The following is a 13,132-nucleotide window of genomic DNA, read 5'->3' as shown; positions in this document are numbered from 1 at the left end:
GCCGGTGTTCAACAGGAGGATTCCTTTGCTGAACCCGTTCATTTCGAGCCTTCCGTCCTACGACGAGGTGCATGCCCCATGAGTGCGCCGACCCCTTCACTTGCCAACGGCAAGGTCCGCATGAACCCACCGGTGTTCTATTTTGCGGCAAGCTTCATCCTCATTTTTGGCCTGGTGGTCATCTCCAATCCGCAAACCGCAGGCGACTGGTTGCTGGCGGCGCAGAACTGGGCTGCCAACACCGTCGGCTGGTACTACATGCTGGCGATGACGCTGTATCTGGTCTTCGTGGTGGTCACCGCCTTGTCTGGCTACGGCAAGATCAAGCTCGGTGCCGACCACGACGAGCCCGAGTTCAGTTACCTGTCATGGGCCGGCATGCTCTTCGCCGCCGGCATCAGCATCACGCTGTTCTTCTTCTGCGTGTCCGAACCCCTTACCCACATGCTGCAGCCGCCGCAGGGCGAGGCTGGCACGGCCGAAGCCGGGCGCCAGGCCATGCAGATTCTGTTCTTGCACTGGGGCCTGCATGGCTGGGGTGTATTCGCCTTTGTCGGCATGGCGCTGGCGTATTTCGCCTACCGCCACAACCTGCCGCTGGCGTTGCGGTCGGCGCTGTACCCGCTGATTGGCAAGCGTATCAACGGGCCTATCGGCTACGCCGTTGACGGCTTCGGCATCATCGCCACGGTTTTCGGCCTGGGCGCCGACATGGGGTTTGGGGTGCTGCACCTCAATGCCGGCCTGGACTACCTGTTCGGCATCAGCCACAGCCAGTGGGTACAAGTGGTGCTGATCACCCTGATGATGGGCGCTGCCGTTGCAGTGGCAGTTGCAGGGGTGGAGAAGGGCGTGCGGGTGATGAGCGACATCAACCTGTTCCTGGCCTGCGCGCTGTTGCTGTTCGTGCTGTTCGCCGGCCCCACCCAGCACCTGTTCAACACCTTGATCCAGAACCTCGGTGACTACCTGGGCGCGTTGCCACGCAAAAGCTTCGACGTGTATGCCTACGGCGAGAACCGCGACTGGCTGGGTGGCTGGACGGTGTTCTACTGGGCATGGTGGATTGCCTGGGCACCCTTCGTGGGCCTGTTCATTGCCCGTATTTCCCGTGGGCGCACCATCCGCGAGTTCGTGTTCGGTGTGCTGCTGATTCCGCTCGGCTTCACCCTGGCGTGGATGTCGATCTTCGGCAACAGCGCACTGGACCAGGTGATCAACCATGGCATGACGGCACTGGGCCAGGCAGCGTTGGACAACCCGTCCATGAGCCTGTACCTGCTGCTGGAAACCTACCCCTGGAGCAAAGCGGTGATCGCCATGACGGTGTTCATCAGTTTCGTGTTCTTCGTCACCTCGGCCGACTCCGGCACCGTGGTGCTGTCCACCCTGTCTGCCACGGGCGGCAGTACCGACGAAGACGGCCCCAACTGGCTGCGCATCTTCTGGGGCGCCATGACCGCGCTGGTCACCAGCGCCTTGCTGTTCGCCGGCAGCATCGATTCGCTGAAGTCGGCGGTGGTGCTGACGTCGTTGCCGTTCTCGCTGATTCTGCTGTGCATGATGTGGGGGCTGCACAAGGCGTTCTACATGGAGTCGCAGCGGCGGATCGCACAGTTGCACTCCCTGGCACCCTTCGCCCAGACGCGGCGTGGCCGTGGCGGCTGGCGGCAGCGCCTGAACCAGGCGGTGCACTTCCCGTCACGCGATGAGGTGTACCGCTTCATGGATGACGTGGTGCGCCCGGCCATTGCCGATGTACGTGAAGTGTTCGAGCAGAAGGGCCTTGTGCTGATCACCCAGGACGACCCCAGCCACGACAACGTCAGCCTGAAGGTGGGCCATGGCGAAGAGCAGCCGTTCATCTACCAGGTGCAGATGCGTGGCTACTTCACGCCATCGTTCGCCCTGGGTGGGCTGGGCGCGCAGGACTTGAAGAACCGCCGCTACTACCGGGCGGAAGTGCACCTGAGCGAAGGCAGCCAGGACTACGACCTGGTGGGCTACAGCAAGGAGCAGATCATCAACGACATCCTTGATCAGTACGAACGGCACATGCAGTTCCTGCATCTGGTGCGCTAGAGGCTGCCCTGCAGGCATCGCCGCGGCTCGTCGCCATGACAGGCCGCGGTGATGCCCCGATCAGAAGGGTGCATCCCCCAAAATGGTGGCCCGATGCATCACCCGCCGGCTTGGTCGGTAATCGTCCACGGCAAAGTGCTGGGTCACGCGGTTGTCCCAGAACGCCACGTCGTTCTCCTGCCAGCGCCAGCGAATGCTGAACTCCGGCCGCGTGGCATGGGCGAACAACAGCCGCAACAGAGCATCGCTTTCCAGTTCGCTCAGCTCGTTGATACGCGTGGTAAACCCCTCGTTGACGAACAACGCCTTGCGCCCGCTGACCGGGTGGGTACGCACCACTGGGTGCGACAGCGGCGGGTTGTTGCGCCGCGTGGCCTCCCAGCGCGCCAGGTCTTCTGGCGTGGTCCCAAAACGCGCCAGCGGGAACGACTTGGTGAAGTCGTGGGTGGCCGTAAGCCCCTCCAGCATCGCCCGTAGCGGCGCCGACAAACCCTCCAGCGCCGCAATGCCGCTGGCCCACAAAGTGTCGCCACCGTAGGCCGGCAGCTGCTTGGCGCTGAGCACGGCGCCAAGTGCCGGGGTAGGCAAAAAGGTCACGTCGGTGTGCCACACCGCATTGTCCCGCACATCGGTCACGGCGGTATCCAGCACCAGCACCTGCGGTGTCTGCGGCACATTGGGGTAGATCGGGTGAATGTGCAGGTCACCGAACAGCGCGGCAAAGCGTGCCTGCTGCTGCGGGTTGATGGGCTGGTCGCGCAGGAACAACACCTGGTGCTGGAGCAGCGCCTGCTCGATGGCATCGCGGTCCTGGGCGGTGATGTCGCGGCTGATGTCCACGCCACTGATCTGTGCCCCCAGTGCCGGGCTGAGGGGGGTAATGGTCAGGCTCATGTCGGTCTCTTAATCAGGCGCCAGTGTGCCGGCGTGGTCAGTGGGCTTGCCCGTGCCAGGGCACCAGCTTGCGTTGCAGGGCGCGCAGGCTCATTTCCAGCGCGAAGGCGATCAGCGCGATCAGCAGGATGCCCAGTACCACCACATCCGTGACCAGAAACTGCGCGGCAGACTGCACCATGAAGCCCAGGCCGCTGGTGGCTGCGATCAGCTCGGCGGCCACCAGGGTGGACCAGCCCACGCCCAGGCCGATGCGTATGCCGGTGAGAATGTCGGGCAGCGCGCTGGGCAGGATCACGTGACGAACCAGCTGGGCCTTGCTGGCACCCAACGACTGCGCGGCACGTAACCTGGCCGGGTCGACGGTGCGTACGCCGGTGGCGGTGGCGATGGCGATCGGGGCAAAAATGGCCAGGTAGATCAGCAGTACTTTCGAGGCTTCACCGATGCCGCACCAGATCACGATCAGTGGCAGGTAGGCCAGCGGCGGGATGGGCCGGTAGAACTCGATGAGTGGGTCGAGGATGCCCCGCGCCACGCGGTTGTAGCCGATGGCAATGCCCACCGGGATGGCTGTCAGGGTAGCAGCCAGCAGCGCGACGCCGATGCGCCCGAGGCTGGCGGCCAGGTGCTGCCACAGGCTGGCGTCCATGTAGCCCTGGGTCAGCAGGCCCCAGGCCCGGTTCAGAATATCCGCCGGTGAGGGCAGAAACAGCGGCTCTACCCAACCAGCAGCGGTTACCAGCCACCAGGCCAGCAGCAGGCTGCCCAGTGTCAGGGCGCTGATCCAGCGGGTGGGCAGTGGGCGGCGTGCACGCAGGGCGGGCTGCGCCGACGCGTCGGGTTCGCCGTCTGCCAGCAGGTCCAGGATGTTCATGCGTGCTCCTTCAGGTGCTGGCGCTGGGAAAACACCCGCGCCAGCACGTGTTCGCGGGTTTCGATGAAGGCCGGGTCAGACTTGATGGCACGTGCGGGTTCGCCGGCTGCATAGCGCTGGCCAAAGTCCAGTTGCAGGCGCTCTACCACCCGCCCCGGGTTGGGCGCCAGCAGTATCAGGTCGCTGGCCAGGAATACGGCTTCTTCGATGTCGTGGGTAATCAGGAACACGGGTTTGGCAGTGCGTTGCCACACTTGCAGCAACAGCTCCTGCATCTGCTCGCGGGTGAAGGCATCCAGGGCGCCGAACGGCTCGTCCATCAGCAGCACCCGTGGGTTGGCTGCCAGGGCCCTGGCCAGGCCAACCCGCTGTTTCTGGCCGCCGGAGAGCTGCCATATGCTGCGCTCGGCAAAGCCGTGCAGGTCTACCAGCGCCAGCATCTCCCGTGCCTTGGCTTGCCGCTGCGCACGTGGCACACCGGCCAGCTCCAGGCCGAAGGCAACATTGGCCAGCACGTTCTGCCAGGGCAGCAGGGCGTCGTCCTGGAACACCACGCCGCGTTCCGCTCCGGGCCCTGCGACCGGCACACCGTCGAGGGTGATGCGGCCGCTACTGGGGCTGACGAAGCCGGCGATCAGGTTCAGCAGCGACGTCTTGCCGCTGCCGGAGGGCCCAAGGGCCACCAGCAGTTGGCGCGGCCCCAGGCTGAGGTTGATGTCGGCCAGTACAGGGGCGGTGGCGCCGGGGTACTGTGCACTGATGTGCTCCAGTTCGAGCAAGGCCATGGCAGGCTCCGTGGTTATCTACGGGTTCAGTTGGGCAGGTACTGGGCGCTGACGTAGGGCGCGTAGTCCGGCAGTACGGCGTCGACCTTGCCCTGCTGCTTGAGGAAGGTGGCCGTGTCGGTCAGCGCCTGGGTGGTCGGGGCGCCCAGCGCCTTGGCCTGGTCAGCGGCCAGGGGGTAGACGTTGCCTTGCAGCAGTACCGGGATGTCGCTGGGTTTGGCACCCGACAGCTTGGCCAGCTTGGCCACGTTGTCGGGGTTGGCCAGCCAGGTTTTGGGGTCGTGGCGGTAGGCGGCGTAGGCATCCAGCGTGACCTTGGCGAAGGCCTTGACTACTTCAGGGTGTTTGGTGGCGTAGTCCTTGCGCACGATCCAGGCGTCGAAGGTCGGGGCGCCTTGCTTGGCCAGCTCGCCAGAGGTGATCAGCACCTTGCCGGTTTCCTTGGCCACACCCAGGGCTGGGTCCCACACATAGGTGGCATCGATATCGCCACGCTTCCAGGCGGCGATGATGGCCGGTGGTGCCAAGTTGAGGATCTGCACCTTGGCAGGGTCGATGTTCCAGCCTTTCAGCGCTGCCAGCAGGCTGTAATGCCCCGTGGAAACAAACGGCACCGCCACTTTCTTGCCTATCAGGTCTTGCGGGGTCTTGATGTTGTCGCGGGCGACCAGGGCTTCACCGGCGCCGATCTGCGTGGCGATCAGGAATGTCTCGATGGGCAGCTTGCGCGTGGCGGCAGCTGCCAACGGGCTTGAGCCCAAGTAGCCGATCTGTACGTCGCCGCTGGCCACCGCAGTGATCACATCGGCCCCGTTATCGAACTTGCGCCAGTCAATACTGGCCTTGCTGGCTTTTTCGTAGTTGCCGTCAACCTGGGCCACTTTGGCGGGGTCGACCGTGGTCTGGTAAGCAACGGTCAGGTCGGCGGCCTGTGCCAGCCAGCTGGCGCCGGCGAGGGTGAGGGCGGTAAGCAGGCGCAGTGGAGTATGCGGATTCATTGGGCGTTCTCGTCGGCAAGGAGGCAGTGACGAGAAGGCTAAATGATCTAAGAAAGACGAACTAAATAACTTTTAAGCATTAGCTTAGGCGGTTGGTGCAGCCGGGTGATCTTTTTCAGCAAATGCGCGCCAACCGCCTGGAAATAACCTATGGTTATTCCCCTGGCGCGACCTACAACAAAACGCAGTAAAGGTTCACACCATATTCCGTAAAAATCTTAAGGATTCACAAAACAGTCATTTTGGATTTATAGGATTGTCATTATCCTGTAGCCCAGGTGGCGCCTTAGACTAAAGTCGCGAAATGTTTAGAAACGATTGACTAAATGGTCACGCTTTGGGACTAAATCGCCAATCCACGGTGAGCAGGGCACAGACCCCGCCGCCAGCGATACACAAAAATTAGAACGTAGAGGAGCAAAACATGTACAAGTCCAGCCTGGCCATCGCCGTGGCACTGGGGGTTATCGCCCAACAAGCAGGCGCTGCCGGTTTCGTAGACGACAGCAAACTGTCGCTCAGCTCGCGCACCATGTACTTCAACAACGACAACCGTGACGGTGGCGCAGACAACCGTGAGTCGGGTCAGGGCTTCAAGCTCGACTACCTGTCCGGTTTCACCGAGGGTACCGTTGGCTTCGGTGTTGACGTACAGGCCCTGTGGGGTATCCACCTGGACGGTGGCCGCGGCAAGCACCCGGACAACAGCAGCTTCTTCCCTAGCGACTCCGACGGTTCTGCTGCCAGCCAGTGGGCGCGCGTAGGTGGTAACGCCAAGGCACGCTTCTCCAAGACCGAGGTTCACTACGGTAGCGCCCTGGCGCCAAACCTGCCGATCCTGGTGTCCAACGATGGCCGTCTGCTGCCGCAGACCTTCGAGGGTGGCACCATCCAGTCGAAGGAAATCGACAACCTGACCATCAACGCGGGCCAGCTGACGCACGCCATGGGCCGTGCTTCGAGCAACCGCACCGGCCTGTCGGTCAACGGCGCCTTCCGTGACAGCAACAAGTTCCGCTACGGCGGCCTGGACTACAAGCTCACGCCAGACCTGACCCTGCAGTACTACTACTCGAACCTGGAAGACTTCTACAAGCAGCACTTCCTGGGGGCTACCCACGTCTTCAAGATCGCTGACGACCAGTCCTTCAAGACCGACCTGCGCTATTTCAACAGCAGCAGCGACGGCCGCAACGGCGATTCGGGCTACACCTTCAACAACAACGGCGGCTTTGCCAAGAACCCGGGCGAAGTCGACAACAAGACCTGGTCCGCGATGTTCACCTACACCCTGGGTGGCCACTCGCTCATGGTCGGTCACCAGCGCGTCAACGACGACGGTGGCTTCGTATGGCTGAACCAGGGCAGCGTCCGCAAGGACGGCTCGCGCTCCTCGCTGGAAGGCGCCGGCGGTGCAAGCTTCTACCTGTTCACCGACAGCATGATCAACCAGTTCGCCAAGGCGGGTGAAAACACCACCTTCGGTCAGTACTCGTATGACTTCGCACGCCTGGGCGTACCGGGCCTGAAGGCGTCGGTCTCGTACCTTAAAGGCGAAGACGGCAAGAACGCCAACGGCAACGGCACCTTCAGCGAATGGGAACGTGACGCTCGCGTCGACTACGTGATCCAGGAAGGCACCTTCAAGGGCCTGGGCGCCAGCCTGCGTCACGGCGTATACCGTGGCACCGGCACCAGCTCGCTGGCTGACCAGGACCAGACCCGTCTGATCTTCAACTACACTTACAACTTCCTGTAAGTCGTAGCGCCAGTAGAAAGCCTCGCCGTGTGCGAGGCTTTTTTGTACCTGCAATTCAATAGGCTAAAAAATTATAAATAAATCATTATTTATTCTTTTTATTTTTATTCGAATGCAGGCACATTGAACTCATACCCCACGGCGCCAGCACAGGAGTTGCAGCCCATGAGCCTCAAACTCGGCGATATCGCCCCCGATTTCGAACAGGATTCCAGCGAAGGCAAAATCCACTTTCACCAGTGGCTGGGCAACAGCTGGGGTGTGCTGTTCTCCCACCCCGCCGACTTCACCCCGGTGTGCACCACCGAGCTGGGGCTGACCGCCAAGCTGAAGGACGAATTTGCCAAGCGTGGGGTCAAGGCCATTGCCCTGTCGGTAGACCCGGTGGACTCGCACCACCGCTGGATCGACGACATCAACGAAACCCAGAACACCGTGGTCAATTTCCCGATCATCGCTGACGCCGACCGCAAGGTGTCCGACCTGTACGACCTGATCCACCCGAACGCCAGCGATACCCTGACGGTGCGTTCGCTGTTCGTGATCGACCCGAACAAAAAGGTGCGCCTGACCATTACCTACCCGGCCAGTACCGGGCGCAACTTCAACGAGATTCTGCGGGTGATCGACTCGCTGCAACTCACCGACACCCACAAGGTGGCCACGCCAGGGAACTGGCAGGACGGCGATGATGTGGTGATCGTGCCCTCGCTCAAGGACGAGGAAGAAATCAAGCAGCGGTTCCCCAAAGGGTACCGCGCCGTGAAACCGTACCTGCGGTTGACCCCCCAGCCAAATCGTTAGTGGATTCGTTGTTGCATCGCTCTTAGCCAAGCAGGGTTTCAGGCCGTTTCGACGGCCTTTTTTTTGCCTGAAAGAATGTGCCCGGCCGCGGAGTGACAGCCTGCACTTGTAAGATCTTAAAGGAATAAACAAATAAATAAATATGATTTATAGACATATAAAGAAGCTGTTACTGTCGTTTCAACAGAACACAAGGAAGCCTTCCAATGCTGGTCGTCTCAATCGGTGGTAGCCCCAGTACCCGTTCACGCTCCGGCGTGCTGCTCGAGCGCTCGCGCCAGTGGCTGCAGGGCCAGGGCGTGGAAGTGGTGAGCTTCCAGGTACGTGACTTCCCCGCAGAAGACCTGCTGCATGCGCGCTTCGACAGCCCGCAGGTGCAGCACTTCCAACAGTTGGTGGCCCAGGTCGATGGCCTGATCGTGGCTACCCCGGTGTACAAGGCATCTTTTGCCGGGGCCCTCAAGACACTGCTCGACCTGCTGCCTGAGCGTGCGCTGGAACACAAGATCGTGTTGCCCATCGCTACGGGCGGCAGCATCGCCCACATGCTGGCCGTGGACTACGCATTGAAACCGGTGCTCTCAGCACTCAAGGCGCAAGAGACCCTGCAAGGGATCTTCGCCGACGACAGCCAGATAGCCTACGGCGAAGGCAACAAGCCCGCCGTGCTGGCACCGGCACTGGAAGGCCGCCTGCTGGACTCGCTGGAAACCTTCCACGTGGCGCTGGCCCGTCGGCCGCGCCCTGTAGCGCCCGGCGTCCTCAATGAACGCCTGATCAGCGCTCGCTGGAGCATCTGACCGGCTACACCGCTTTACCACCTTACTCGCCCGTCAACGAGGCAAGCAGGTGCAACCCGAACCCATCGCACAGGAGAGCGCCATGCGCACAGTCTTCTTGCGTCGCGGTCTGGTCGCCCTGTTTGCGGCGGCTGTGTCCTTCGGCGCCATTACCCACGCCCAGGCCGAAAGCCTGCGCATCGGCTATCAGAAATACGGCACCCTGGTGCTGCTCAAGGCCAAAGGCACGCTGGAAAAGCGCCTGGCCGATCAGGGCATTCAGGTGCAGTGGACAGAATTCCCCGGCGGCCCCCAGCTGCTTGAAGGGCTGAACGTCGGTTCGGTCGACTTTGGGGTTACCGGCGAAACCCCGCCTGTGTTTGCCCAGGCAGCAGGCGCCGACTTGCTGTACGTGGCCTACGAGCCCCCTGCGCCGCACAGCGAAGCCATTCTGGTGCCCAAGGGCTCGTCGATTCAGTCCGTAAAAGAACTCAAGGGCAAGAAGGTCGCGCTCAACAAAGGCTCCAACGTGCATTACCTGCTGGTTCGCGCCCTGGAAGATGCCGGCCTCAAGTACACCGACATTCAGCCTGTGTACCTGCCGCCCGCCGATGCCCGTGCCGCGTTCGAGCGCGGCAGTGTCGACGCCTGGGTGATCTGGGACCCGTACCAGGCTGCCGCCGAGCAGCAACTGCAAGCCCGTACGCTGCGTGACGGCAAGGGGTTGGTCGACAACCACCAGTTCTACCTGGCCACCCGCAAGTACGCCACCGCGCACCCGGCGGTGATCAATGCCCTGATCGAAGAGGTGCGTGCGGTGGGCGAGTGGTCACAGGCCAACCCGCAGCAGGTTACCGATCAGGTGGCGCCGCTGCTTGGCTTGCCCGCCGACATCACCCTTACCTCGGTCAAGCGCCAAGGCTACGGCGCTGCGCCGCTGACGCCGGCCGTGGTGGCCGCGCAGCAAAAGATCGCTGACACCTTCCAGGGGCTCAAGCTGATACCCAAGCCGCTGAGCATCAAGGACGTGATCTGGACGCCTCCGGCCAAGGTCGCCACCGCGCCTTGATTCTTTCGCCTGCGCCGGGGCGCTGCCTCGGCTGAGTCACCCTTCAGGAGACAACTCCAATGAGCCTCAATATTTTCTGGTTTTTGCCCACCCACGGTGACGGCAAGTACCTGGGTACTTCCGATGGCGCCCGTGCGGTCGATCACGGTTACCTGCAACAGATTGCCCAGGCGGCAGACCGCCTTGGTTTCGGCGGTGTACTGATCCCTACCGGGCGGTCCTGCGAGGACTCCTGGTTGGTGGCGGCATCGTTGATCCCGGTCACCCAGCGGCTGAAGTTTCTGGTGGCCCTGCGCCCGGGCATCATCTCGCCCACCGTGGCAGCCCGCCAGGCTGCCACCCTCGACCGGCTGTCCAATGGCCGTGCCCTTTTCAACCTGGTAACCGGCGGCGACCCGGACGAACTGGCCGGTGATGGCCTGCATCTCAACCATCAGGAGCGCTACGAGGCGTCCGTGGAGTTCACCCGCATCTGGCGCAAGGTGCTGGAAGGCGAGGTGGTGGACTACGACGGCAAGCACATCCAGGTAAAGGGCGCCAAGCTGCTCTACCCGCCCATCCAGCAGCCGCGCCCACCGCTGTATTTCGGCGGCTCGTCCGAGGCAGCCCAGGACCTGGCGGCGGAGCAGGTGGAGCTGTACCTGACCTGGGGTGAGCCACCCAGCGCCGTTGCCGAAAAAATCGCCCAGGTGCGCGCCAAGGCGGCCGAGCAGGGCCGCGAGGTGCGCTTTGGCATCCGCCTGCACGTGATCGTGCGGGAAACCAACGCAGAAGCCTGGGCCGCAGCCGAAAAGCTTATTTCCCACCTGGATGACGACACCATCGCCCGCGCCCAGGCCTCGCTGGCGCGCTTCGACTCCGTGGGGCAGCAGCGCATGGCCGCACTGCACAACGGCAGCCGCGACAAGCTGGAGGTCAGCCCCAACCTGTGGGCGGGCGTTGGCCTGGTACGCGGCGGGGCCGGCACAGCGCTGGTGGGCGACGGCCCGACCGTAGCGGCGCGGGTCAAGGAGTATGCAGCCTTGGGCATCGACACCTTCATCTTCTCTGGCTACCCGCACCTGGAAGAGTCTTATCGAGTGGCCGAACTGCTGTTCCCGCACCTGGACGTGCAACGCCCCGAACAGGCCACGGCAGGCGGTTACGTCAGCCCCTTCGGCGAGATGGTGGCTAACGACATCCTGCCTAAATCCGTCGCGCAGAGCTGAGGGGCCGTCATGAGCCGTGCAACTTCCAACACCCTGACCCAGCGCCTGGCACCATGGGCGCTGCCGGTGCTGCTGCTGGCCGCCTGGCAGCTGGCCGTCAGTGCAGGCTGGCTGTCTACCCGCATATTGCCTGCGCCCAGTGCCGTGCTCAGTGCCGGCGTAGAGCTGGTGCGCAGCGGGGAAATCTGGACCCACCTGGCAATCAGCGGCTGGCGCGCCGGGCTGGGCTTCGTCATCGGTGGCAGCATCGGGCTGGTGCTGGGCTTCATCACCGGCCTGTCAAACTGGGGCGAACGCCTGCTCGACAGCTCGGTGCAGATGATCCGCAACGTGCCGCACCTGGCGCTGATACCACTGGTCATCCTGTGGTTCGGTATCGATGAATCGGCCAAGATTTTCCTGGTGGCGCTGGGCACGCTGTTCCCTATCTACCTGAACACCTACCACGGCATCCGCAACGTCGACCCGGCGCTGGTCGAAATGGCCCGCAGCTATGGTTTGTCTGGTTTCAGCCTGTTCCGCCAGGTGATTCTGCCGGGCGCACTGCCTTCGATTCTGGTGGGCGTGCGCTTTGCCCTGGGCTTCATGTGGCTGACCCTGATCGTTGCCGAAACCATTTCGGCCAATGCCGGCATCGGCTACCTGGCCATGAACGCCCGTGAGTTTCTGCAAACCGATGTGGTGGTGCTGGCCATCGTCCTCTACGCCGTGCTCGGCAAGCTCGCCGACTTGGCCGCCCGTGGCCTGGAGCGTGTGTGGCTGCGCTGGCACCCGGCTTACCAGGTGGCAAGGAAGGAGGCCGCATGACCATTCTGAACGACTCGCCACAACGCCTGCTGCGGGGTATCCCGCTGGCTTCCAGCGGCCTGCGCAAGGCGTTTGGCCCGCGCGAGGTGTTGAAGGGCATCGACCTGCACATCCCGGCCGGCCAGTTTGTCGCCATCGTCGGGCGCAGCGGCTGCGGCAAAAGCACGCTGCTGCGTTTGCTGGCTGGGCTCGACCAGCCCACTGCCGGGCAGCTGCTGGCCGGTGCCGCACCGCTGGAAGAGGCCCGTGAGGAAACCCGCTTGATGTTCCAGGACGCCCGCCTGCTGCCGTGGAAAAAGGTCATCGACAACGTTGGCCTGGGCCTGAAGGGCGACTGGCAGCCCCGCGCCCTGCAGGCACTGGAGGCGGTGGGCCTGGCCGACCGCGCCCACGAGTGGCCTGCGGCGCTGTCCGGAGGGCAGAAGCAACGCGTAGCCCTGGCCCGTGCGCTTATCCACCAGCCGCGCCTGCTGTTGCTCGATGAGCCGCTCGGCGCGCTGGATGCCCTGACCCGTATCGAGATGCAGCAACTGATCGAGCGCCTGTGGCGCCAGCATGGCTTCACGGTGCTGCTGGTGACGCATGACGTGAGCGAGGCAGTCGCCGTGGCCGACCGGGTGATTCTGATCGAAGAAGGCGAGGTGGGCCTGGACCTTACCGTCGACCTGCCACGGCCCCGTGCGCGTGGCTCCCATCGCCTGGCCGCGCTGGAAAGCGAGGTCTTGCAACGTGTTCTGTCGGTGCCGGGCACAGCCCCCGAACCTGACCCTGTAGCCCCTTTGCCCACGCAACTGCGCTGGGCGCTCTGAACCCACTGAAGCCCATAGAAGGAATTACCCCATGACCATCAAAGCCATCAACGTTCGTAACCAGTTCAAAGGTACTGTGAAAGAAATCCTGGAAGGCCCGGTACTGTCGGAAATCGACGTGCAGACTGCCTCGGGCATCGTCACCTCGGTGATTACTACCCGCTCGGTGCGTGAGCTGGAACTGCAGGTTGGCAGCGAAGTGATCGCCTTCGTGAAATCCACCGAAGTGTCCATCGCCAAGCTGTAAGCCAAACGGCACCC

General features: G+C 63.0%; 13 protein-coding genes. 9 read left to right on the top strand and 4 right to left on the bottom strand.

What is annotated here, in order from left to right:
* The first annotated feature begins 120 nt into the window (after positions 1-120).
* Positions 121-2,082: a choline transporter BetT gene (betT, locus tag IAE33_RS13425; RefSeq protein ID WP_177331205.1), complete on the top strand. Its 1,962-nt coding sequence runs from the start codon at positions 121-123 to the stop codon at positions 2,080-2,082.
* A 60-nt stretch (positions 2,083-2,142) separates the two neighbouring features.
* Here betT and tauD read toward each other — a convergent pair whose 3' ends face one another.
* Genes tauD through tauA form a run of 4 tightly spaced genes read right to left on the bottom strand, consistent with a single transcriptional unit; the run spans position 2,143 to position 5,636 of the window.
* Positions 2,143-2,976 carry a taurine dioxygenase gene (gene tauD, locus IAE33_RS13420; RefSeq protein WP_201163843.1) on the bottom strand — a complete coding sequence of 278 codons (834 nt, stop codon included), beginning with the start codon at positions 2,974-2,976 and terminating at the stop codon, positions 2,143-2,145.
* A 37-nt stretch (positions 2,977-3,013) separates the two neighbouring features.
* Positions 3,014-3,853 (bottom strand): taurine ABC transporter permease TauC, encoded by an 840-nt coding sequence (gene tauC, locus IAE33_RS13415; protein ID WP_201163842.1) that lies wholly within the window; start codon positions 3,851-3,853, stop codon positions 3,014-3,016.
* Positions 3,850-4,638, bottom strand: a complete 789-nt coding sequence (tauB, locus tag IAE33_RS13410) for a taurine ABC transporter ATP-binding subunit (protein ID WP_201163841.1) — start codon at positions 4,636-4,638, stop codon at positions 3,850-3,852. The genes tauC and tauB overlap by 4 nt, the downstream gene beginning before the upstream one ends.
* A 26-nt stretch (positions 4,639-4,664) precedes the next feature.
* Positions 4,665-5,636 (bottom strand): taurine ABC transporter substrate-binding protein, encoded by a 972-nt coding sequence (gene tauA / locus IAE33_RS13405; protein WP_201163840.1) that lies wholly within the window; start codon positions 5,634-5,636, stop codon positions 4,665-4,667.
* A gap of 424 nt (positions 5,637-6,060) precedes the next feature.
* Here tauA and IAE33_RS13400 point away from each other — a divergent pair, with 424 nt between their 5' ends.
* The 8 genes from IAE33_RS13400 (at position 6,061) to IAE33_RS13365 (ending at position 13,118) form a co-directional block, all read left to right on the top strand.
* Positions 6,061-7,395, top strand: a complete 1,335-nt coding sequence (locus IAE33_RS13400; RefSeq protein ID WP_201163839.1) for an OprD family porin — start codon at positions 6,061-6,063, stop codon at positions 7,393-7,395.
* A gap of 165 nt (positions 7,396-7,560) precedes the next feature.
* Positions 7,561-8,199 (top strand): peroxiredoxin, encoded by a 639-nt coding sequence (locus IAE33_RS13395; RefSeq protein ID WP_060482963.1) that lies wholly within the window; start codon positions 7,561-7,563, stop codon positions 8,197-8,199.
* Between the two features lie 206 nt (positions 8,200-8,405).
* Positions 8,406-8,999 (top strand): NADPH-dependent FMN reductase, encoded by a 594-nt coding sequence (ssuE, locus tag IAE33_RS13390; RefSeq protein WP_201163838.1) that lies wholly within the window; start codon positions 8,406-8,408, stop codon positions 8,997-8,999.
* Positions 9,000-9,081: 82 nt separating this feature from the next.
* Positions 9,082-10,047: a sulfonate ABC transporter substrate-binding protein gene (locus IAE33_RS13385; RefSeq protein ID WP_201163837.1), complete on the top strand. Its 966-nt coding sequence runs from the start codon at positions 9,082-9,084 to the stop codon at positions 10,045-10,047.
* 59 nt (positions 10,048-10,106) lie between these two features.
* Positions 10,107-11,255, top strand: coding sequence for an FMNH2-dependent alkanesulfonate monooxygenase (ssuD, locus tag IAE33_RS13380; protein WP_028635361.1), 1,149 nt, complete (start codon positions 10,107-10,109; stop codon positions 11,253-11,255).
* A 9-nt stretch (positions 11,256-11,264) separates the two neighbouring features.
* A complete protein-coding gene (ssuC, locus tag IAE33_RS13375; protein ID WP_201163836.1) occupies positions 11,265-12,062 on the top strand; it encodes an aliphatic sulfonate ABC transporter permease SsuC in 798 nt (265 codons plus the stop codon).
* On the top strand, positions 12,059-12,871 hold the full coding sequence (gene ssuB, locus IAE33_RS13370; protein WP_201163835.1) for an aliphatic sulfonates ABC transporter ATP-binding protein: 813 nt from the start codon (positions 12,059-12,061) through the stop codon (positions 12,869-12,871). Before ssuC ends, ssuB begins: the two co-directional genes overlap by 4 nt.
* Positions 12,872-12,902: 31 nt before the next feature.
* Positions 12,903-13,118 (top strand): TOBE domain-containing protein, encoded by a 216-nt coding sequence (locus tag IAE33_RS13365; protein ID WP_003255829.1) that lies wholly within the window; start codon positions 12,903-12,905, stop codon positions 13,116-13,118.
* Positions 13,119-13,132 lie beyond the last annotated feature (14 nt).

This window comes from Pseudomonas sp. S60, from assembly GCF_016647865.1.
Classification (GTDB): Bacteria; Pseudomonadota; Gammaproteobacteria; order Pseudomonadales; family Pseudomonadaceae; genus Aquipseudomonas; species Aquipseudomonas parafulva.
Note: the sequence above shows the minus strand (reverse complement) of the source record. Positions and strands in the feature narration are given on the sequence as shown.

Bases quoted from the DNA above. Each gene is read 5' to 3' on its own strand.
- betT (WP_177331205.1), top strand. From the start codon at position 121: ATGAACCCACCGGTGTTCTATTTTGCGGCAAGCTTCATCCTCATTTTT.
- tauD (WP_201163843.1), bottom strand. From the start codon at position 2,976: ATGAGCCTGACCATTACCCCCCTCAGCCCGGCACTGGGGGCACAGATC.
- tauC (WP_201163842.1), bottom strand. From the start codon at position 3,853: ATGAACATCCTGGACCTGCTGGCAGACGGCGAACCCGACGCGTCGGCG.
- tauB (WP_201163841.1), bottom strand. From the start codon at position 4,638: ATGGCCTTGCTCGAACTGGAGCACATCAGTGCACAGTACCCCGGCGCC.
- tauA (WP_201163840.1), bottom strand. From the start codon at position 5,636: ATGAATCCGCATACTCCACTGCGCCTGCTTACCGCCCTCACCCTCGCC.
- IAE33_RS13400 (WP_201163839.1), top strand. From the start codon at position 6,061: ATGTACAAGTCCAGCCTGGCCATCGCCGTGGCACTGGGGGTTATCGCC.
- IAE33_RS13395 (WP_060482963.1), top strand. From the start codon at position 7,561: ATGAGCCTCAAACTCGGCGATATCGCCCCCGATTTCGAACAGGATTCC.
- ssuE (WP_201163838.1), top strand. From the start codon at position 8,406: ATGCTGGTCGTCTCAATCGGTGGTAGCCCCAGTACCCGTTCACGCTCC.
- IAE33_RS13385 (WP_201163837.1), top strand. From the start codon at position 9,082: ATGCGCACAGTCTTCTTGCGTCGCGGTCTGGTCGCCCTGTTTGCGGCG.
- ssuD (WP_028635361.1), top strand. From the start codon at position 10,107: ATGAGCCTCAATATTTTCTGGTTTTTGCCCACCCACGGTGACGGCAAG.
- ssuC (WP_201163836.1), top strand. From the start codon at position 11,265: ATGAGCCGTGCAACTTCCAACACCCTGACCCAGCGCCTGGCACCATGG.
- ssuB (WP_201163835.1), top strand. From the start codon at position 12,059: ATGACCATTCTGAACGACTCGCCACAACGCCTGCTGCGGGGTATCCCG.
- IAE33_RS13365 (WP_003255829.1), top strand. From the start codon at position 12,903: ATGACCATCAAAGCCATCAACGTTCGTAACCAGTTCAAAGGTACTGTG.